The 17,682-nt window shown below is 66.5% G+C and carries 20 protein-coding genes and 1 tRNA gene; 5 read left to right on the top strand and 16 right to left on the bottom strand.

What is annotated here, in order from left to right; translation table 11 throughout:
- Positions 1 to 52: 52 nt before the first annotated feature.
- On the bottom strand, positions 53 to 478 hold the full coding sequence (locus ACFJGT_RS02855; protein ID WP_377845665.1) for a GIY-YIG nuclease family protein: 426 nt from the start codon (positions 476 to 478) through the stop codon (positions 53 to 55).
- A 57-nt stretch (positions 479 to 535) separates the two neighbouring features.
- Between ACFJGT_RS02855 and ACFJGT_RS02850 the strand changes: the two genes are divergently transcribed.
- Positions 536 to 892, top strand: a complete 357-nt coding sequence (locus tag ACFJGT_RS02850; RefSeq protein ID WP_377845663.1) for a hypothetical protein — start codon at positions 536 to 538, stop codon at positions 890 to 892.
- Between the two features lie 70 nt (positions 893 to 962).
- Here the strand turns inward: ACFJGT_RS02850 and ACFJGT_RS02845 are convergent, their stop codons facing one another.
- The 6 genes from ACFJGT_RS02845 to ACFJGT_RS02820 form a co-directional block, all read right to left on the bottom strand.
- Entirely contained in the window at positions 963 to 1,208 is a 246-nt protein-coding gene (locus tag ACFJGT_RS02845) for a DUF2188 domain-containing protein (protein WP_377845661.1), read from the bottom strand.
- Between the two features lie 54 nt (positions 1,209 to 1,262).
- The gene (gene fabI, locus ACFJGT_RS02840; protein WP_377845659.1) at positions 1,263 to 2,096 is read right to left on the bottom strand and encodes an enoyl-ACP reductase FabI; all 834 of its coding nucleotides are present in this window, start codon (positions 2,094 to 2,096) and stop codon (positions 1,263 to 1,265) included.
- 127 nt (positions 2,097 to 2,223) lie between these two features.
- Entirely contained in the window at positions 2,224 to 2,496 is a 273-nt protein-coding gene (locus tag ACFJGT_RS02835) for a DUF3303 domain-containing protein (RefSeq protein ID WP_257735364.1), read from the bottom strand.
- A gap of 8 nt (positions 2,497 to 2,504) precedes the next feature.
- Complete coding sequence (gene fabB / locus ACFJGT_RS02830) at positions 2,505 to 3,731, bottom strand: beta-ketoacyl-ACP synthase I (RefSeq protein ID WP_377845656.1); 1,227 nt, start codon at positions 3,729 to 3,731, stop codon at positions 2,505 to 2,507.
- A 113-nt stretch (positions 3,732 to 3,844) separates the two neighbouring features.
- Positions 3,845 to 4,357: a 3-hydroxyacyl-[acyl-carrier-protein] dehydratase FabA gene (gene fabA / locus ACFJGT_RS02825; protein WP_377845654.1), complete on the bottom strand. Its 513-nt coding sequence runs from the start codon at positions 4,355 to 4,357 to the stop codon at positions 3,845 to 3,847.
- A gap of 114 nt (positions 4,358 to 4,471) precedes the next feature.
- Positions 4,472 to 5,107, bottom strand: a complete 636-nt coding sequence (locus ACFJGT_RS02820; protein WP_377845652.1) for a LysE family translocator — start codon at positions 5,105 to 5,107, stop codon at positions 4,472 to 4,474.
- 183 nt (positions 5,108 to 5,290) lie between these two features.
- On the opposite strand from ACFJGT_RS02820, the gene irrA reads away from it, so the two are divergent.
- Together irrA and ACFJGT_RS02810 are read left to right on the top strand one after the other, a co-directional pair.
- A complete protein-coding gene (gene irrA / locus ACFJGT_RS02815) occupies positions 5,291 to 5,755 on the top strand; it encodes an iron response transcriptional regulator IrrA (RefSeq protein ID WP_113584714.1) in 465 nt (154 codons plus the stop codon).
- Positions 5,756 to 5,787: 32 nt separating this feature from the next.
- A complete protein-coding gene (locus ACFJGT_RS02810) occupies positions 5,788 to 6,558 on the top strand; it encodes a YbaY family lipoprotein (RefSeq protein WP_377845649.1) in 771 nt (256 codons plus the stop codon).
- Positions 6,559 to 6,563: 5 nt separating this feature from the next.
- On the opposite strand, the gene ACFJGT_RS02805 is transcribed toward ACFJGT_RS02810, so the two are convergent.
- A complete protein-coding gene (locus ACFJGT_RS02805; protein ID WP_377845647.1) occupies positions 6,564 to 7,094 on the bottom strand; it encodes an SH3 domain-containing protein in 531 nt (176 codons plus the stop codon).
- A 179-nt stretch (positions 7,095 to 7,273) separates the two neighbouring features.
- On the opposite strand from ACFJGT_RS02805, the gene ACFJGT_RS02800 reads away from it, so the two are divergent.
- On the top strand, positions 7,274 to 8,269 hold the full coding sequence (locus tag ACFJGT_RS02800) for a 2-hydroxyacid dehydrogenase (protein ID WP_377845645.1): 996 nt from the start codon (positions 7,274 to 7,276) through the stop codon (positions 8,267 to 8,269).
- Between the two features lie 203 nt (positions 8,270 to 8,472).
- Here the strand turns inward: ACFJGT_RS02800 and ACFJGT_RS02795 are convergent, their stop codons facing one another.
- Complete coding sequence (locus ACFJGT_RS02795) at positions 8,473 to 9,153, bottom strand: HAD family hydrolase (RefSeq protein WP_377845643.1); 681 nt, start codon at positions 9,151 to 9,153, stop codon at positions 8,473 to 8,475.
- Between the two features lie 21 nt (positions 9,154 to 9,174).
- Positions 9,175 to 10,179 (bottom strand): complex I NDUFA9 subunit family protein, encoded by a 1,005-nt coding sequence (locus ACFJGT_RS02790; RefSeq protein ID WP_377845641.1) that lies wholly within the window; start codon positions 10,177 to 10,179, stop codon positions 9,175 to 9,177.
- A 286-nt stretch (positions 10,180 to 10,465) separates the two neighbouring features.
- Here ACFJGT_RS02790 and ACFJGT_RS02785 point away from each other — a divergent pair.
- Positions 10,466 to 10,552, top strand: a tRNA-Leu gene (locus tag ACFJGT_RS02785).
- A 428-nt stretch (positions 10,553 to 10,980) separates the two neighbouring features.
- Here ACFJGT_RS02785 and ACFJGT_RS02780 read toward each other — a convergent pair.
- The 6 genes from ACFJGT_RS02780 to ACFJGT_RS02755 form a co-directional block, all read right to left on the bottom strand.
- Positions 10,981 to 11,730 carry an HpcH/HpaI aldolase/citrate lyase family protein gene (locus tag ACFJGT_RS02780; protein ID WP_377845639.1) on the bottom strand — a complete coding sequence of 250 codons (750 nt, stop codon included), beginning with the start codon at positions 11,728 to 11,730 and terminating at the stop codon, positions 10,981 to 10,983.
- Positions 11,727 to 12,554 (bottom strand): carbon-nitrogen hydrolase family protein, encoded by an 828-nt coding sequence (locus ACFJGT_RS02775; protein ID WP_377845637.1) that lies wholly within the window; start codon positions 12,552 to 12,554, stop codon positions 11,727 to 11,729. Before ACFJGT_RS02775 ends, ACFJGT_RS02780 begins: the two co-directional genes overlap by 4 nt.
- 67 nt (positions 12,555 to 12,621) lie before the next feature.
- Positions 12,622 to 14,259: an ABC transporter ATP-binding protein gene (locus tag ACFJGT_RS02770; RefSeq protein WP_377845635.1), complete on the bottom strand. Its 1,638-nt coding sequence runs from the start codon at positions 14,257 to 14,259 to the stop codon at positions 12,622 to 12,624.
- Positions 14,256 to 15,074: an ABC transporter permease gene (locus tag ACFJGT_RS02765; RefSeq protein WP_377842896.1), complete on the bottom strand. Its 819-nt coding sequence runs from the start codon at positions 15,072 to 15,074 to the stop codon at positions 14,256 to 14,258. The genes ACFJGT_RS02770 and ACFJGT_RS02765 overlap by 4 nt, the downstream gene beginning before the upstream one ends.
- A 50-nt stretch (positions 15,075 to 15,124) precedes the next feature.
- Complete coding sequence (locus ACFJGT_RS02760; protein WP_377842893.1) at positions 15,125 to 16,069, bottom strand: ABC transporter permease; 945 nt, start codon at positions 16,067 to 16,069, stop codon at positions 15,125 to 15,127.
- 63 nt (positions 16,070 to 16,132) lie between these two features.
- Positions 16,133 to 17,680: an ABC transporter substrate-binding protein gene (locus ACFJGT_RS02755; RefSeq protein WP_377845633.1), complete on the bottom strand. Its 1,548-nt coding sequence runs from the start codon at positions 17,678 to 17,680 to the stop codon at positions 16,133 to 16,135.
- Between the last annotated feature and the right edge of the window lie 2 nt (positions 17,681 to 17,682).

Raw genomic sequence — 17,682 nt, 5'->3', positions numbered from 1 at the left:
GCATGCAATGCCGCTGCGCAGACACGGGACCGCATAACGACAAAAGCTCCAATCACCCGGCGAGGTCAGACCACGCCGGGTTTTCCTTTTCGATCAGCGCGATTTTCCAATCACGGCGCCACTTCTTCAGAACCTTCTCGCGCTCGATCGCCTCGTTCGGGTCATCGAAGGTCTCGACGTAGACGAGCCGGTCGATGTTGTACTTGGCCGCGTGTCCCTTGATCGTATGGGCCTTATGCTCGGAAACCCGGCGTTCGAGATCGTTCGTGATGCCGACATAGAGCGGCCCGTCCTTACGCGTCGCGAGGATGTAGACGGCATAGATGCGTGCGGCCATGCAGACCTCGCGGTGAGGGCGAGGCAATACCCTATTCTGCACACGGTCCCGTGTCTGCGCAGCGGCACTTCGCGCCGCAGCGCGCACGGGAAGACGCGCTTCATCAATCTTCGCTTCAGGAACCGCCGCAAGCTGCTGCATGAACCTGCGCCGCGTTCGCGCGTTCAGCACTCACCGATCAACCCGAGTACTCCCCGCATGCTTCGCCTTCTCGCCCCTGCCCTGATCTCCTTCGCCCTCTGCGCGCCCGTCGCGGCATTCGCCCAGGAAGTCCCGCCCAAAAGCGAAAAGCCGGCGACGCCGGAGGTCGCGACCTGCAAGGCCGCCGCGCTGCAGACGCTCCATGCCAAGGAGCCGGAGATCAAGGATATCTATATCGATGAAGACAGCGCCACGGTCGCCGTGTCGGAATCGAAGATCGAGGACATTCCGATCACGCGCATCGTCATGGGGGAGGCCTATCTGCGGACCGACCGCTCGGACAAGCCGCGCCGCTTCCTCTGCCTGCTCGGCGAGAAGAACAAGGTGCTATTGACCTTCTTCACGGCGCGCTGAGACCTGCCAGGGAGCAAAGCGAAAAGGGCCGCTTGACGGCCCTGTTGCTCTCCTCGGAACGATCCGCCTCTCAGCCGCCGTCGACGACCCGGGTCGCCGGCCGGTCATGGCCATCCGCCAGCTCCTCGTGCCAGCGGCCGTTCTGGTCCTGATAGACGATCCCGTCGGTGCTCCCCGCCACCGTCTGGCGGGCTGCGGCCCGGGTCGCGGCCTTCAGTGCCGCATCATGCGTCGGAAAGGTCTCCGACAGTGCGCCGCCTGCCTTGTAGGCCCAGCCGCCGTCGTGCTCGACCACCTCGTATTTGACCATGACCATCGCGCACCTTCCTTTCGATCAAAGGAAAACCGCGCTCCGGCCTGCGGGTTCCGGCTATTCGCCGTTGCCGCTATCGGCCGCGCGCAGCGAATCCAGCACCGGCATCGAGGTGATGTGATAGCCGGCATCGACATGATGGATATCGCCGGTGACACCTCCGGAGAGATCCGAGAGGTAATAGAGCGCCGAGCCGCCGATCTCTTCAAGCGAAACCGACTTGCGCAAGGGCGAATTGGCGCGCTGCCAGGAGAGCATGGCGCGCGCGTCCGAGATGCCGGCGCCGGCCAGCGTCCGCACCGGCCCAGGCGAGAGCGCGTTCACGCGAATGCCGCGCGGGCCGTAATCACCCGCGAGATAGCGCACGCTCGCCTCCAGCGCCGCCTTGGCGACGCCCATGACGTTGTAGTTCGGCATGATCCGGGTCGAGCCGCCATAGGTCAGCGTGATCATGCTACCGCCCTTGGGCATGCGCTCCGCCGCGCGCCTGGCGATCTCGGTGAAGGAGAAGCAGGAGATCACCATGGTCCGCGAGAAATTCTCGCGGGTGGTGTCGGCATAGAGGCCCTTGAGCTCGTTCTTGTCGGAGAAGCCGATGGCATGAACGATGAAATCGAGCGTGTTGCGCTCGGGATCGCCACCCCAGGCCTCGTCCAGCGCCGCGAAGGTGGCATCGACCGAAGCGGTGTCCTCGACATCGCACGGCACGACCAGCGTCGAGCCGATGCTCTCCGCCAGCGGCCGGACGCGCTTGCCGAGCGCGTCGCCCTGATAGGTGAAGGCGATCTCGGCGCCATGGGCGTGCAGGGTGCGGGCAATGCCCCAGGCAATCGAATTCTGATTGGCGACGCCCATGATGAGGCCGCGCTTGTTGTGCATCAGCGGGAGCATGGCAAACTCGGAAGGGGCTTCAGGATCTGGTCCGGAAGCGGGAAAACGGAGGAAGTCGGCTGGTCGGGTCGGTCGAACTCTGAACGGCGTATCAGCATTGCCGGGCCATTGCCGGTGCCGGCAACGATTAGTCGGTCTTGGTGATGGCAGCCGCGGCGGCCTTCGAGGTGGAGACCGGCACGATCTCGAAACGGACGAGGTCGTTCCACTGCAGAACCCATTCCTGCAGCAGGGCGATATCGTCGCATTCCATGATCTGGAAGCAGCGGCCGAGATCGGCCGAGACCCAGCTCTCGACATAGCGCACGCCGGCCGGTGCCATTCGCCCGCTATGCTGAAAGCGGGCGTAGACATCCTTCACGCGGGCCTGATCGAAATGCTCGATCACCATGAAGAGCATCGCGCTTCTCAGACCTCCAGCCGCTTCATCACGATGGTGGCATTGGTGCCGCCGAAACCGAAGGAGTTCGAGAGCACGGTGCCCAGGCCCGCATTGTCGATGCGCTTGCGCACGATCGGCATGTCGGCGAAGGCCGGGTCGAGCTCGTCGATATGGGCGCTCTCGCAGATGAAGTCGTTGTTGAGCATCAGCAGCGAGTAGATCGCCTCCTGCACGCCGGTGGCGCCGAGCGAGTGGCCGGTCAGCGACTTGGTCGCCGAGATCGGCGGCGCCTTGTCGCCGGCGCCGAAGACCTCGCGGATCGCCTCGATTTCCTTGCCGTCGCCGACCGGGGTCGAGGTGCCGTGCGGGTTGATGTAGTCGACCTTGGACTTCACGCCTTCGAGCGCCATGCGCATGCAGCGCACCGCGCCCTCGCCGGACGGAGCGACCATGTCGTAGCCATCAGAAGTGGCGCCATAGCCGACGATCTCGCCATAGATCTTGGCGCCGCGGGCCTTGGCGTGCTCCAGCTCTTCAAGCACGACGACGCCGGCGCCGCCGGCGATGACGAAGCCGTCGCGAGCGGCGTCATAGGCGCGCGAGGCGCGCGCGGGCGTGCCGTTGAAATCGGAAGACATCGCGCCCATCGCGTCGAAGAGGACCGAGAGCGTCCAGTCCAGCTCCTCGCAGCCGCCGGCGAAGATCATGTCCTGCTTGCCCCACTGGATCAGCTCGTAGGCATTGCCGATGCAGTGATTCGAGGTCGCGCAGGCCGAGGAGATCGAATAGTTGACGCCCTTGATCTTGAACCAGGTCGCCAGCGTCGCCGAAGCGGTCGAAGACATGCCCTTGGGCACGGCGAAGGGGCCGACCTTCTTCGAGGAGCCGCTCTCGCGCGCCTTGTCATAGGCGTCGATCAGGGCGCGGGTCGAGGGGCCGCCGGAGCCCATGATGATGCCAGTGCGCTCGTTGCTGATCTCGGCCTGCTCAAGGCCGGCATCGGCGATCGCCTGCTCCATCGCGACCTGGTTCCAGGCCGAGCCGCCGCCATGGAAGCGCATGGCGCGCCGGTCGAGCACCGTCGCGGGATCGAGCGTCGGCACGCCGGCAACCTGGCTGCGGAAGCCGTGCTCGGCGAAATCCGGCACGAAGGAGATGCCCGATTTGGCTGTTTGCAGCGAGGCCAGGACCTCCTGCGTGTTGTTGCCGATGGACGAGACGATGCCCATCCCGGTGACCACGACGCGTCTCATGCTCGCTACTCCAGCTGTCAGCACGCGGCGGTGCTAAGCCCGGCCGCTTCTGGATTCCTATCGCGCAAATGGACCGAGCGGCAGCTGCACGCAAGGCCGGGTTGCGTTTTTCCTCAGGCCGCTTCCGGCTTGAACAGGCCGACGCGCATGTCGCTGACCGTATAGATGCGCTTGCCGTCGGCCTCCAGCCAGCCATCGGCGATGCCGAGGACGAGCTTGGACTTGAAGACGCGCTTGAAGTCGACGCCATAGACGACCTTCTTGACGGATGGCAGGACCTGATCGGCGAACTTGACCTCGCCGACGCCGAGCGCGCGGCCGCGGCCCGGCAGGCCGAGCCAGCCGAGGAAGAAGCCGGTGAGCTGCCAGAGCGCATCGAGCCCGAGGCAGCCCGGCATCACCGGATCGCCCTTGAAGTGGCAATCGAAGAACCAGAGATCGGGCTTGATGTCGAACTCGGCGCGGACCATGCCCTTGCCGTGCTCGCCGCCCTCTTCAGCGATCGCGACGATGCGGTCGAACATCAGCATCGGCGGCAACGGCAGTTGTGCATTGCCCGGCCCGAACAGTTCCCCACGACCGCAGGCGAGGATCTCCTCGTAGCTGAAAGACGACTGACGCTGCATTCCCGTGAGGCTCCCTGGCACCCGCCGGATTCGGCCGGTGTCTCGTCTGCCGTGCCTAACACGGCGGAAGCCGGAAACGAAAGGGCGCAGGCGATCTTCAGCCCGGCGGATCCCTCAAAATCCACGCCATCCCTGCCAGAGCGTCCAGGCTGCGACCGCGATCAGCAGTACGCCGACACCGCGCCCGATCCGGTCGACAGCGGCGTCCCTCCCCGCCCACACGCTCCGCGCCTGCGAAACGGCCAGCGCCAGCCCGCCATAGACCACCAATTGCGTGGCCGCGATGACCAGCCCGAGCACCACCGCCTGGATCCCGATCCAGCCGCGCTCCGGCCGCAGGAACTGGGGAAAGACCGCCAGCATGAACAGATAGGCCTTGGGATTGAGCAGGTTGGTGAGGGCGCCGCTGCGAAAGGCTGCCCAGGCACCGGCAGGCCGGCGCTCGCGGATCGCCTGCATCGCCGCGCCGCTCCGCAACAGCCCGAAGCCGAGCCAGGCGACATAGACCGCGCCGGCCAGCAACATCAGGCGGAAGGCTGCGGGCCAGAGCTGCAGCACGAGACCTATGCCCAGCGCCCCGACGACGACATGGCAGACCCCGCCGGCCATGACGCCGAACGTCGCCAACAGGCCGTCGCGCCGGCCGCCGCCAAGTGCATTGGCCAGCACGACGGTCATATCCATGCCTGGAACGATGACGATCCCGAAGACGAACAGGAAGAACAGCCAGAGATGCGCCGCCTCGATCATGACCGCTCTCGCCTGCGACAGGTTCCGCCTTATGCGGACGATGCCGGACAAGGCTCGTCAGGAGCCGGTCGAGGCTTGCGAACTTGCGACGCGTCAACCGAGACCTTACATTTGTCGAAGCAAAATCCACTCGACTGGCGGAGCGTCCGAACGTTCGTTGCGGATAAGGGGTAAGAACAAGGCATGAGCGACCTGACCTCCCAGGACCAGGGCTACGGGACGCCAGCGCGGCAGGGCTGCCCCTTCCACGACATCCGCCAGAAGCTGCGGCGCGTGGGCTTGCGCCCAACCCGCCAGCGCGTCTCGTTGGGCTGGGTGCTCTTTGCCAAGGGCCAGCGCCATGTCAGCGCCGAGATGCTGTTCGAAGAGGCGATGAAGGAGCGGATTCCGGTCTCGCTCGCGACGATCTACAACACGCTGCGCCAGTTCACCGAGGCCGGCCTGCTGCGCGAGCTCACCCTCGACGGCGCCAAGGCCTATTTCGACACGGCCGATCACGACCATCACCATTTCGTCGTCGATGGCGAGAACCGGGTGATCGACATCCCCGCCGACGAGATCGATGTCGCGAGCCTCCCGGTTCCACCCGCAGGCTACGAGATCGCGCGGGTCGACGTCGTGGTGCGGCTGCGCAAGATCGACGGCTGATCGCCGCTCGGCCGTCTCGGGAGACGATGGGAATGCACGCCACCGATTCGCCGATCTCGCGACGCGCGTTTGCAGGCCTCCTGTTCGCAGCCGCTGTTCCCGCCACGCCTGCGCTCGCCGCACCGCGCGTTCTTCGCGGCACCGTCGCCCATCGCGAACGCATGGCGCTGCCGCCAGGCGCGATCGTCGAGGTCAAACTGCTCGACGTCTCGCTGGCCGATGCGCCTTCCCGCACCATCGCCGAGACCCGCGTCTCCGGCCGGCGCATCCCGGCGCCGTGGACCCTTCGCTACGATTCGCGGCGTATAGAGCCCCGGAACAGCTATGCGCTCCAGGCGCGCATTCTCGACGGCGACCGGCTGCTCTTCATCACCACCGAACGGCACAGCGTCTTCACGGGCGGGCCGGACAAGACCGATATCTGGGTCCAGCGCGTCTCGGGTGATGATCGGCCGCCCGCCGCAGCCCCCTCCCCGGTCGGAAGCTGGCGTCTCGCCGGCCTCGGCGGCGCCGAGACCCTGGCCTCGATCGCGACCACGCTCGTCATCGGTGCGGACGGCAAGGTGTCGGGCCGCGGCGGCTGCAACGGCTTCGGCGGCAACGCGATGCTCAAAGGCCGGACGATCCGGTTCTCGCGGATGGTTTCGACGATGATGGCCTGCGCGCCGGACGTGATGGCGCAGGAGCGCGGCTTCCTCGACGGGCTCGCCAAGGTCCGCCGCTGGGATATCCATCGCGGCTCCGGCCTGCTCGCGCTGCTCGACGGCCGCGGCCGACCGGTGATGACGCTGACGCGGCAGTAAGGTCGTCAGTCGACCTTCTCGTTGGGATAGACGCCCCAGAGGCGTTCCTGGCGGATGAAGCCGTTGATGTTGCCGACGCTGACGCGGCACCAGGCATTGGTGCAGGAGGCGACGCTGGCGACGACGCCGGGCTGCAGTCTGGCCACCACGGCTCCCTCCTCGTTCGCGGCGTTGCGCATCGGGAAATTCTCGTCCTTCTTCTTCGACCAGGGCGCGACGAGAGCTGTCCGGCGGCCGGAGAGCAGGCTGTGCAGCACCCAGCCTTCCGTGCCGTCGGCATCGCGCACACGGCGCCAGGTCTCGAATTCCGCGGTGACCTCCACCGGCAGGCCGGCACGCTGATAGACCCAGCGCGTCCGGTGCTCCTTGGAGGGTCCTTCGCGCAGGTTCACGCGATCCGTCTTCAGGCTGACATAGCGCGGCACCGGCAGCCCGGTGACCGATCCGGCCTGCATGTCCTGGGCGGAGGCGATCGCGGGCAGACCGATGAGGGTCAGTGCCGCCAGGGCCAGGCAGCGCATCGACGAGACCATCATGACGCCATTCTCCTTCGCATCCCGCTCACCCCCGGCGAAGGGGCAAGTTGTCATCAGCCGCGCCGCCGCCTAGACAACGATCATGGTGCCGCGCAACAATTCCCATTCCTGGGCCACCAGGGTTAATGGCGGGTTGAGGATATCGGGCCGATACGGCCAATGACGGAGGGGTGACCGCCATGTCGAAGAAGAAGCCGCTGGTGGTGGTGACGCGCAAATTGCCCGCCGTGGTCGAAACCCGGATGCGCGAATTGTTCGACGCCCGGCTCAATATCGACGACAAGCCGATGTCGCAGGCCGCCCTGGTCGAGGCCGTGAAGACCGCCGACGTGCTCGTCCCGACCGTGACCGACAAGATCGATGCCGCCGTGATCGCGCAGGCCGGCGACCAGTTGCGCCTGATCGCCAATTTCGGCAACGGCGTCGACAATATCGACGTCGCCAGCGCGGTGCAGCGCGGCATCACCGTGACCAACACGCCGGGCGTGCTGACCGACGATACCGCCGACATGACGATCGCCCTGATCCTCGCCGTCGCCCGCCGCATCGCCGAAGGCGCCCGTGTCATTCCGGATGACGACTGGGCCGGCTGGTCGCCGACCTGGATGCTCGGCCGGCGCATCACCGGCAAGCGCCTCGGCATCGTCGGCATGGGCCGCATCGGCCAGGCGCTGGCGAAGCGCGCCGCCGCCTTCGGCCTGTCGATCCACTACCACAACCGCCGCCGGGTCGATCCGCGCATCGAGGAGCAGCTCGACGCGACCTATTGGGATTCGCTCGACCAGATGCTGGCGCGGATGGATATCGTCTCGGTCAACTGCCCGCATACGCCGGCGACCTATCACCTGCTCTCGGCCCGGCGCCTCAAGCTGATGAAGCCTGATGCCATCCTGGTGAACACCGCCCGCGGCGAGGTCGTCGACGAGACTGCGCTTTCCCGCATGCTGGAAGCCGGCGAGCTCGCCGGCGCCGGGCTCGACGTGTTCGAGAGCGAGCCGGCGGTCAATCCGCGCCTGCTCAAGCTCGCGCGCCAGCACAAGGTCGTGGTGCTCCCGCATATGGGCTCGGCCACGCATGAAGGCCGCGCCGACATGGGCGAGAAGGTCATCGTCAACATCAAGACCTTCATGGACGGCCACAAGCCGCCGGACCGCGTGCTGCCGAGCATGCTCTGAGGTCCGTTGTGCGTCTCACCCTTGTCATTCCGGGGCGCGCCGCAGGCGCGAACCCGGAACCGACGACCGGGTGAGACCGTACAAAAGCGTGAATAGTAGACGCTCACCCAGTCGTGGCTTCCGGGTTCTTCGCTACGCGAAGCCCCGGAATGACAAGGGTGGTTGAGACCACGAACGATCCGGCGGGTACCTAGGTCAGCAGCTCAGGCGGCGCGCAGTTCCGCGAGGCGCGCCGCTTCCCCCGGCCACTCCCTGAAATCGTCGATCACGGCGGCCGCGCCGGCGGCCAGCAGGCGCTCGCGCATGCGCGCCTTGTCATGGGCGACGCCGGTGAAGCCGGCGACCTGCATGCCCGCGGCCTTCGCCGCCAGCACGCCCGGCACCGAATCCTCGAGCACCAGGCAGCGCCCGGCCTGCGCACCCATCTGCGACGCCGCGAACAGGAAGACATCCGGCGACGGCTTGCCGCGCGCCACCTGCGAGGCCGAGAAGACATGGGGATCGAACAGATCGATCAGGCCGGCCAGCGCGAGGTTGCGCCTGAGCGGCTCAAGCACCGTCGAGGACGCGACGCAGCGCCGCCCGGCCATCAGGGTCAGCGCCTCCCGCACGCCGGGAAGTGCGCGCAATTCGGCTTCCAGCCGCAGCGCGACCGCATCCTCGATACGCGCTTCGAAATCGGCAGGGAGAGGCCGTCCGAGAGCGGCTTCGATGATCTTCATGCCATCGGCCCAGGGGATGCCGACGAGCTGCTCGACATAGTGGTTGAGCGTCCAATGGCTCAGGCCGATCTCCTGGCACATGGCGAGGCTGATATCGCCATAGAGCGTCTCGGTGTCGATCAGCGTGCCGTCGCAATCGTAGATGACAAGGTCGAACGACACGAGGCCAGCTCCGTCGGCGGCTCAGCGAACCTGAAGCGTGTCGAACTGGCCGGTCTTGCGGAACCGCCAGAGATAGGACGAGACGATGGCCTCGGACGAGGTCGGGGCCAGTCCGAGCCCGGCGAAGTCCCGCCCCTCGGCCTTGGCTTCCGGCGAGACGACGTTGTCGCTCGCAAGCAGCGTGACCTGATCGCGGGTCATGACCAACTCGTCCGGGATCAGGCCGAGCGTCAGCTTATCCGCGACCTGCAGGACGCCGCCCATGATCCGCGCCAGCGGGAAGGGCAGCGGCGCGAGCAGGCGCTTGCGGCCGGTCACCTTGCAGACCTCCGCGACGATCTCGCGCAGGCTCTGCACCTCCGGCCCGCCGAGTTCGTAGACCCGGCCGGCCTGGGCGGAGCCATCGACGGCGCGGGCGACGATCTCGGCGACATCGCCGACGAAGGCCGGCTGGAACTTGGTCGCGCCGTCGCCGACCAGCGGCACCACCGGCAGCATCCGGGCAAGCGAGGCGAAGCGATTGAAGAACGTGTCTTCCGGGCCGAACATCACCGACGGACGCAGCACGATCGCGCCCGGCACGGAGGCGAACATCGCCGCCTCGCCCTCGGCCTTGGACCGGGCATAGGTCGAAGCCGAATCGGTGGAAGCACCCAGTGCCGAGACATGGACGAGGCGGGCGATGCCGGCAGCGGCACAGGCCTGGGCGATGGCGCGCGCGCCGTTCGCCTGCACGGCCACGAAGCTCTGACGCCCCTGCTCCTGCATGATGCCGACGAGATTGACGACGGCGTCAGCGCCCTTCACGGCGGCAGCGACCGAAGCGGGATAGCGCAGATTGGCCTGCACGGCATGGATCTGGCCGACGGTGCCGATCGGCTGCAGGAAATTGGCGAGATCGGGCCGGCGCACGGCGACGCGCACCCGATAGCCGCGCTTGACGAGCGCACGCACGACATGGCGGCCGACGAAACCGGAGCCGCCGAAGACCGTGACGAGTTGCTGGGCCGGGGCCTGGGAAGCCATCGCGAAAGCTCCGTTTAGAATGCTTCTGCCCTCCTAGATCATGTTCCGCCAAAGTGGAAATGCCTTTTGCGGCCGGCGGCTCCGATATCCCGGCCCTGCGGCGTTCCGTCCTATCGGAGAGGCGGCGTTGCGTCCGTTCGGCGCCGATCAGCCGCTTTCGAGCCGAAACGACCCGAAATCCACCAGGTCCGCGAAAGCGATTTCCACAGGGCCGCGAAAACAAAATCATTTCGCCGCGACAGGGCCGTTGACAGGACGACTCGGCCCCCGTAAACGAACCGCCGTTGCCCAGGTGGCGGAATTGGTAGACGCACCAGCTTCAGGTGCTGGCGCTCGCAAGGGCGTGGAGGTTCGAGTCCTCTCCTGGGCACCACTCTTTTTCCTCAGCAGGAGAAAGAGCTGAACGTTGACAAGAGTTTGGCTGATATCCGCGCTCACGCTGCGGCTTCACATCAGAGCCCTTGCAACGCTTCATCCCGCCCCTGCCAAGGCGGGATCCGACGTCTCGATGGAAGAGGCCACGGGCCTTTTGCCCGCTCGCAAGGGGCGGCGGGCCAGTGGCGCTCTGTCCCTGTGAGCGGCAAGCTCTTCCTTAAGCCCGGGGCCGAGGTTGCCAGGGCGCGCTTTTCCCTCACGCTGAACGCCCTTCCCACCTTTTCGAATCGCTTGGGCAGCCTTCCGATTCTCGTCAAGGAAGGTGCCTCAGGACTCGCCGGCAAACTCTACCGGCAGGCCATCTGAGAGATCGACGCCGACTCGCGCCGCAAGCCGCTCCATGCCGTCGAGGCGACCGGACAGGCCCTATCGACGCTGGCCCGATCGGGCCTGATCGAGGGCTGCCTTCATCCCGCTCCCCATTGCGGATTGCTGCTCGACGATGACCTGCAGCTTCGCGCCGTGAGCTGACGCAAAGGACCGCTCCGCCGTGGTCCAGGCCGGCATGATCCACGGCTTGCGCGCCGCTGCGCAGGCCGTGGCGATGCGGGCGATGTCGGCTTGGTCGTCTTCGGTAAAGCGATAGGCACCCCGCCCGCGCGTCAGCGAGAGATCCGAGGGGCCGACGAACACGCCGTCCACGGTCGGCAGGGCGAGGATGGCCTCGACATCGGCCAGCGCCTCCGCCGTTTCGATCATGGGATAGCAGGCGGTCACCCGATTGTCGGCGTCGAAATAATCCTCGGACGGAGCTCCATAGCGGACAGGGCGCGCACCGGCATAGCTGCGGGTGCCCAGCAGGGGGTATTTGGCAGCCCGGCAGATCGCAGCGGCATGGGCCACTGTTCCGATATGCGGAATGACGACGGCGTTCGCGCCGAAGTCGAGGGCCTGCTGGATCGGCTCGGCCTGCGGTCCCGCGACTTTGACCAGAACGGTGAGACCGAGTGCCCGCGCGAGCGGAATGAGCTTGTCGAGATCGGCAAGCGACAATGTCCCGTGCTCGACATCGAGCACCAGCGTCTTGTAGCCGATATCGGCGGCCATCTCGATGAAGACCACATCGGGGGCCGAGAGCCAGCAGCCGAATGCGGTCAGATCGGTCATCGCGGTCATGCCTGCCTCGCGAAAGGCAGGCGGCGATGCTGCGCCAGCGGGATACGCTGGCGGGCGGTTTCGACAGCCGCCAGATCCAGCCGGGTGGCGATGATCCCGTCGCCGAGTGCGCGGCGGGCGACGACCGTGCCCCATGGCTCGACCACGAGCGAATGGCCGTAATTGTACAGGATCTGTCCGTCCTCTTCGTAGGCTCCTTCCTGCCCGGGTGCGAGAATGAAGCATTGGCTTTCGATCGCGCGGGCTCGCAGCAGCGCCTCCCAATGCTCCTTGCCCGTGTGCAGGGTGAAGGCGGCGGGAACCGTGATGACCTGGCAGCCGGCATCCGCCAATGCGCGGAAGAGCTCCGGGAAGCGCAGGTCGTAGCAGATTGTGCAGCCGACCCTGACGCCGTCGAGATCGAAGGTGACGATCTCGTTGCCGGCCCCGTAGATCTTGCCTTCGTCGTAGACCGTGCCGTCCGGCGCCGTGATGGCGAAGAGATGGATCTTGCGATAGCGCGCGACCTCCCGCCCCGCTCTGTCGAAGACGACACTGGTGTTGAAGATCGTCTCGCCGTCGCGCTCATTGATCGAGCCGCCATGGATGTAGATCTTGTGCCGCGCCGCGAGCGTCTGCAGCATCGTGTAGGCGTCGCCGCCGGGGCACGGCTCCGCTGCGTCGCGCTGCGCCTGGGCATCGCCGCCATAGAGGGTGAAGCACTCCGGAAGCACGACGAGATCCGGCCTCTCCTCGGCGCAGGCCTGTTCGATCAGGCGCTGCGCCTTGGCCAGGTTGGCGGCCTTGTCCTGGCCGGCGTTCATTTGAATGAGCGCTACTTTCATCTCTGCTTCTATCCAGTTGCGATGGTGGAGTTGGGTGAGCCGCTGCGCGAGTGCCCGATGGGCTGAACTACTTCGTTCTCCAGAAGAGCCTGACGCCGCCCTCTGCGGTGCTTTCGAGTCCCGGGACGGCGGCGAGGAGCTTCTGGGTGTAGGGGTGTTTTGGGTTGTCGAAGATGTCGTCGCGGGGACCTTCCTCGACGATCTTGCCGTCCTGCATGACGATGACGCGGTCTGCGACCTGCTCGACCACGCCGAGATCGTGGCTGATGAACAGGCAGGAGAAGCCGTGCTTCTTCTGGAGCTCGTCGAAGAGCTCGAGCACCTGCGCGCGCACGGTGACGTCGAGCGCCGAGACCGGCTCGTCGGCGATGACGAAGCTCGGACGGCGCACGATCGCACGCGCGATCGCGATGCGCTGGCGCTGGCCGCCCGAGAGTTCGTGCGGATAGCGCTCGGCGAAGCCGTCGCCCAGGCCCACTTCGCTCAGCACCTCGGCGACGCGGGCCTTGCGCTCGGCCGGTGTCATGTCGGGGACCAGCCGCAGCGGTTCGGCCACGAGCTGCCGGATCGTCATGCGCGGGTCGAGCGAGGAGTACGGGTCCTGGAAAACCATCTGGCAGTTCAGCCGGTAGTCCCAGTAGGCCGCGTCGCTCTTCTGGATCGGCTTGCCGTTGAAGCGGATCTCGCCACCGGTCGGCTTGACCAGCCCGGCGATCGACTGGCCGAGCGTGGTCTTGCCCGAGCCCGAGCCGCCGACCACCGCGACGACCTCGCCGGGCCTGACATCGATGCTGATGCCGTGCAGCGCGCGCTTCGCCTCCCCCTTGCGGAAGAAGCCCTGCCGGCCGGGGTACTCGACGACGAGGTCGCGGACCGCGACGATCGGCGTCTTCGCCTCCGGGAGGAGGCGGGCCGGCAGGCGATGCGGCATCGCCGAGAGCAGCTTGCGGGTATAGGGGTGCTGCGGCCGGGCGAGGATGTCCTCGCTTTGGCCCTGCTCGACCACGTCGCCCTGGCACATCACGACGATGCGGCTGCAATAGCGCGCGACCATGCCGAGATCATGCGAGATCAGCAGCACGGCGGTGTCGTTGGCCTTGGTCAGCTCGACCATCAGCTCCATCACGTCGCGCTGGACGACGGCGTCGAGCGCCGTGGTCGGCTCGTCCGCCAGCAGCAGCGCGGGCTTCAGCAGCATCACCGAGGCCAGCATGATGCGCTGGCGCATGCCGCCGGAGAACTGGTGCGGATAGGCGGTGAGCGCGCCCTCCGGATCGCGCAGGCCGACGCTCCTGAGCATGTCGAGGATCAGGGCGCGCCGGGCGGGCGTGTCGAGCTTGCGATGCAGCGCCAGCCCCTCGTCGAGCTGGCGCCCGATCAGCATCGAGGGGTTGAGCGAGGTCATCGGCTCCTGGAAGACCATGCCGACCTTGGAGCCGCGCATGGTGCGCAGGTCCTTGGCGGACATCGCCATCACGTCCTGGCCGTCGAAGCGGATCGTGCCGCCCTCCAGCCGGACCGCCGGCGGGATGAAGCCCATCACGGCGCGGGCCGCGAGCGTCTTGCCCGAACCGGATTCGCCGACGATGCCGACGATCTCGCCGGGGAAGACCTGGAAGGAGACGTCGTTGACCACCGTGCGGCCGGAGCCGCCGATCCTGAGCGTGAGATTGGCGACATCGAGAAGCGGTTTGGTGACGGTCATCGCGAGCCCCTCATCCGCGGGTCGAGCCTGTCGCGCACGGCGTCGCCGAGCAGGTTGATGCCGAGCAGGGTCAGCGAGATGCACAGGCCCGGGAAGATGCCGAGCCAGACCGCCTGGCCGATATAGGGCCTGGAACCGGCGAGCATGTTGCCCCAGGTCGGGGCCGGCGGCGGCACGCCGAGGCCCAGGAAGGAGAGCGCGCTCTCGGCCAGCAGCACGTAGCCGAACATCGAGGTCGCCAGCACGGTGAGCGGTGCGATGCAGTTCGGCAGGATGTGGCGGGCCATGGTGAAGCCCTCGGAATTGCCCATCACGCGGGAGGCCGCGATGAACTCGCGCTCGCGCAGCGAGAGCACCGTGCCGCGCACGACGCGGGCGACCGAGGGCGTATAGGCGATGCCCAGCGCAACGATGATGCCGTATTTGTTGGCGCCGACCACCGCGAGCAGGCCGAGCGCCAGCAGGATGCCGGGGAAGGCGAGCAGCGCATCGTTGAAGGCCATGATGATGCGGTCGGTCCAGCCGCGCATATAGCCGGAGAACAGGCCGATCGTGGTGCCCGCGATGACGGCGAGCGTCACCGTCAGGATCGAGATCCAGACCGAGGTCGCCGCTCCCGCCATCAGGCGCGAGAGCACGTCGCGGCCGAACTCGTCGGTGCCGAGCCAGTGCAGGCCTGAGGGTGCCGCCAGCTTCTCGCGGAAGGAGAGCTTCAGCGGATCATAGGGCGTCCAGAGCGCGCCCGTGCAGGCGGTCACGAGCAGGATGCCGATCAGCGTGCCGCCGACGATCGCATTGGGAGCCGGGAGTTTCATGCGGCTCGGCTTCTTCAGGGTGCTGCCGCCCGTCGTTGTGCTGTCGCTGCTCATTGGGCCGTCACCCTTGGATCGAAGACCGGGTAGCAGAGGTCGATGACGAGGTTCACCAGCACATAGGTGAAGGCGACGAAGAGCATGCAGCCCTGGATGACCGGATAGTCGCGGGCGAAGATCGCATCGACGAGCAGGCGGCCGAGGCCGGGGATGGTGAAGACGGTCTCGACCACCGCGATGCCGCCGAGCAGGTTGCCGAGCACGAGGCCGATCAGCGTCCAGGTCGGGCCGAAGGCGTTCTTGAAGGCATGGCGCCAGAGCACCGCGCGCTCCGAGAGGCCCTTGGCGCGGGCATGGGTGATGTAGTCGAGGCGCAGCACCTCGAGCGTCGAGGCGCGGGCCATGCGCAGGATCACGCCGATCTCGTGCAGGAACAGCGTCATGATCGGCATGACCAGATAGAGGATGCCGGCCCACGGGTTCTCGGCGATCGAGACATAGCCGACCACCGGCAGCCATTCGAGCTTGAGCCCGAAGAACAGCAGCAGCAGCAGGCCGAGCCAGAAGGTCGGGATCGAGAGCAGGAGCGTCGCGGTCGCGACGAGGCCGAGATCCAACGCCGAATCCTGCTTCCAGGCGGCGATGACGCCGGCCGGCACCGCGACGCAGCTTGCGAGCAGCACCGCGACCAGCACGATCTGGGCCGAGACCCAGAAGCGCTGCAGGATCAGCGGCAGCACCGCCTGCTGCGACGAGATCGACTGGCCGAAATCCCCGGTCACGACATTGCCGATCCAGATCCCGAACTGGACCGGCAGCGACTGGTCGAGCCCCAGACGCGCGCGCAGGTCGGCGAGGCTTGCCGGCGTCGCCAGGTCGCCCAGCATCAGCTGGGCGGGGTCGCCCGGGATCAGGCGGATCAGCACGAAGACCGACACCGCCACGATCAGCAGCGTCGGCAACGCCATCCCTATCCGCGTCAGCGCAAAGCGAAACATCAAAGGCCCTCCCAAGCCTCAGGACAAAACGGGCCCCGCCTCACGACGGAGACGGAACACGCATCACCGCGTGACGCTAACTTCCCAAAGGCGTGGTTTCGGCATGGTCGAGGCGGCGAAGCCCTTGACGCGCTTCGAGGCTGCGGAAACCTCGACGCCGTTGAAGAGCATCAGGAAGGGAGCCTGTTCGAGGAAGAGCCCGTGGAGCTTGTCGAAAAGGGCCTGCCGCTCGTCTTCCTTGGTCGTGGCGACGATCTTGCGCAGCAGGTCTTCCGCCTGGGCATCGTCCCAGATGCGGTTGGGGCGGGCGTCCTTCGAGCCGATCACGGCCGAATAGGCCAAAGCGGGGTCATAGCGCGCCGAATAGGAGAAGGACTGCATCTGGTAGTTGCCCTTGCTGTAACGGTCGAGCTGCGTCGCCCATTCGACGATCTCCAGGTCCACATTGAGACCCACCGCCTGCAGCATCGACTGGGCGATCACGGCAGTTTCGAAATTGTCCCGCTCGTTCTTGTTCGCCATCAGCACGATGCGCTGGCCGGCATAGCCGGCCTCCTTGAGCAGACGGGTGGCCTTTGCCGGATCGTGTGCAAATCCGCGCTTCTGCTCGCTGGAATAGTAGCGCGATGCCGTCGCGACGATGGAGGCGTTCGCAGGCGCGAGACCGTCGGTTACGGATTGCGCGATCTGGCCGAAATCGAGAGCCGCCGCGATCGCCTGCCGCATCTTGACGTTCGAGAGCAGCGGATCGCGCGTCTGCAGCAGGATCGTGCTGAACATCATCGTCGGTGCCGTGGTCACCGCGAGATCGGGCTTGGCCTTCAGTTCCAGCACATCGGCGGCGCTGACCGATGCGAAGATATCGATCTTGCCGCTCATCAGCGCAGCCTTTGCCGTCGCATCATCGGGAATGACAATGAACTGGACTGAATCGACCAATGGCTTCTTGCCGCCGACATAGCCGTCGGCCGGGCCGCCGCGATCCGCGTAGTCGGCGAAGCGGTCGAGCCGGATGTACTCGCCGCGGCGCCATTCGCCGAACTTGAACGGCCCCGTGCCGACCGGGGTCTTGAACGAGCCGTCGGGATTGACCGAGGAGCGTGCGATGATCGCGGTCTGGCCGCATTGGCTGCGCGCTATCCCCGCCAGAAAGACGGAGCTCGGCTGGTTCAGGGTGAAGACCACGGTATCGGCGTCGGGCGCGGCCGCCTCCGCTTTCAGACCGTTCGCGCCATTATATTCGCCGGTGCAGAGCCAGCCGGTCTTCGGGTTCATGTAGCGCTGCCAGTTCCAGACCACGTCCTCGGCCGTCAGCGTCGTGCCGTCGTGGAACTTGACCCCCTTCCGCAGCTTAAACGTATAGGTCAGGCCGTCCGGCGAGGTCTCGACCGTCTCCGCCAGGAGAGGCTTCGGCGTGCCGTTCGCGGAGTTGGCCACCAACCCCTCCACCATGTGCAGCACGATGCCATCCGTTGAATCGTCCCGGTTCACGCCGGGATTGATGCTGCGGATATCCGTGTTGAGCCGGCTGCGGAGCGTATCCGCCGCAGCCTCCGAAGCACCGAAGCCGGCGGCGAGCGCCAGCAGAAGAGCCGCAGTTCGTTTTTCCATCG

This window comes from Allobosea sp. UC22_33 (assembly GCF_042700715.1).
Lineage (GTDB): Bacteria > Pseudomonadota > Alphaproteobacteria > Rhizobiales > Beijerinckiaceae > Allobosea.
The sequence above is the reverse complement of the archived record's forward strand: the minus strand, read 5'-3'. Positions and strand labels throughout refer to the sequence as shown.

Bases quoted from the DNA above. Each gene is read 5' to 3' on its own strand.
- ACFJGT_RS02800 (WP_377845645.1), top strand. From the start codon at position 7,274: ATGTCGAAGAAGAAGCCGCTGGTGGTGGTGACGCGCAAATTGCCCGCC.
- ACFJGT_RS02855 (WP_377845665.1), bottom strand. From the start codon at position 478: ATGCAGCAGCTTGCGGCGGTTCCTGAAGCGAAGATTGATGAAGCGCGT.
- ACFJGT_RS02850 (WP_377845663.1), top strand. From the start codon at position 536: ATGCTTCGCCTTCTCGCCCCTGCCCTGATCTCCTTCGCCCTCTGCGCG.
- ACFJGT_RS02775 (WP_377845637.1), bottom strand. From the start codon at position 12,554: ATGAAAGTAGCGCTCATTCAAATGAACGCCGGCCAGGACAAGGCCGCC.
- fabB (WP_377845656.1), bottom strand. From the start codon at position 3,731: ATGAGACGCGTCGTGGTCACCGGGATGGGCATCGTCTCGTCCATCGGC.
- ACFJGT_RS02755 (WP_377845633.1), bottom strand. From the start codon at position 17,680: ATGGAAAAACGAACTGCGGCTCTTCTGCTGGCGCTCGCCGCCGGCTTC.
- ACFJGT_RS02810 (WP_377845649.1), top strand. From the start codon at position 5,788: ATGCACGCCACCGATTCGCCGATCTCGCGACGCGCGTTTGCAGGCCTC.
- ACFJGT_RS02845 (WP_377845661.1), bottom strand. From the start codon at position 1,208: ATGGTCATGGTCAAATACGAGGTGGTCGAGCACGACGGCGGCTGGGCC.
- ACFJGT_RS02760 (WP_377842893.1), bottom strand. From the start codon at position 16,069: ATGTTTCGCTTTGCGCTGACGCGGATAGGGATGGCGTTGCCGACGCTG.
- fabI (WP_377845659.1), bottom strand. From the start codon at position 2,096: ATGCTCCCGCTGATGCACAACAAGCGCGGCCTCATCATGGGCGTCGCC.
- ACFJGT_RS02835 (WP_257735364.1), bottom strand. From the start codon at position 2,496: ATGCTCTTCATGGTGATCGAGCATTTCGATCAGGCCCGCGTGAAGGAT.
- ACFJGT_RS02790 (WP_377845641.1), bottom strand. From the start codon at position 10,179: ATGGCTTCCCAGGCCCCGGCCCAGCAACTCGTCACGGTCTTCGGCGGC.
- fabA (WP_377845654.1), bottom strand. From the start codon at position 4,357: ATGCAGCGTCAGTCGTCTTTCAGCTACGAGGAGATCCTCGCCTGCGGT.
- ACFJGT_RS02820 (WP_377845652.1), bottom strand. From the start codon at position 5,107: ATGATCGAGGCGGCGCATCTCTGGCTGTTCTTCCTGTTCGTCTTCGGG.
- ACFJGT_RS02780 (WP_377845639.1), bottom strand. From the start codon at position 11,730: ATGACCGCGATGACCGATCTGACCGCATTCGGCTGCTGGCTCTCGGCC.
- ACFJGT_RS02770 (WP_377845635.1), bottom strand. From the start codon at position 14,259: ATGACCGTCACCAAACCGCTTCTCGATGTCGCCAATCTCACGCTCAGG.
- ACFJGT_RS02765 (WP_377842896.1), bottom strand. From the start codon at position 15,074: ATGAAACTCCCGGCTCCCAATGCGATCGTCGGCGGCACGCTGATCGGC.
- ACFJGT_RS02805 (WP_377845647.1), bottom strand. From the start codon at position 7,094: ATGATGGTCTCGTCGATGCGCTGCCTGGCCCTGGCGGCACTGACCCTC.
- irrA (WP_113584714.1), top strand. From the start codon at position 5,291: ATGAGCGACCTGACCTCCCAGGACCAGGGCTACGGGACGCCAGCGCGG.